Raw genomic sequence first — 656 nt, 5'->3', positions numbered from 1 at the left:
GGCTCTTCACGAACGAGGGTGTAGCGCGGGTCTGAACCCTCCGGCTTCGAGCAGTGACCGAGCGATGTAGTGGGTGAGGTTGCGGAAGCCGAGGGCGGAGCCGCGGAGGTGTTCGAGTCGCCCGTTGATGGCCTCGGTCGGGCCGTTGCTGGTGCCGGGGCGGTCGAAGAACGCGAGGATGTCGCCCGCCCGCTGCTTCATGGTCCGGCCGAGCTTGCGGACCTCGACGAGCGCCGCGGGAACGCCGCTGCTGATCGTAGCGATCACCTCCTGCATCATCGCCTTCGCTTTCTTCTTGTCGGGCTCCCGGTAGGCCGCGACGATGCGCTGGTAGATGCCCCAGGTCGCCTCGACCTCGATGTGCTCCTCGCTCGCGAACACTGCGTCCAGGCGTGCCCGCTGCCGGTCGGTGAGCAGGCTCGCCCCGGTGTGCAGGGTGCGGCGGGCTTTGTAGAGCGGGTCGCCCTTGAGCCCGCGGTGACCGGTGGTGTCTTGCTGGACCCGACGCCGGCAGACATCCAGCGCGTCGCCGGCGAGGCGGACCACGTGGAACGGGTCCATGACGGGGACGGCGTCGGGGAGTTCCTCGGCGGCAGCGGTCTTGAACCCGGCGAAGCCGTCCATCGCGACCACCTCGATCCGCTTCGCCCAGTCCG

At 69.4% G+C, this 656-nt stretch carries 1 protein-coding gene; it reads right to left on the bottom strand.

Translation table 11 applies throughout. The features are described from left to right. Positions 1-6: 6 nt before the first annotated feature. Positions 7-656 (bottom strand): ISL3 family transposase (locus tag IR155_RS15700; RefSeq protein WP_135115712.1); only part of this gene is annotated, 650 nt, incomplete at its 5' end.

Source organism: Microbacterium paludicola (genome assembly GCF_015235415.1).
Classification (GTDB): domain Bacteria; phylum Actinomycetota; class Actinomycetes; order Actinomycetales; family Microbacteriaceae; genus Microbacterium; species Microbacterium paludicola.
This window is presented reverse-complemented; position numbering and strand designations above follow the sequence as displayed.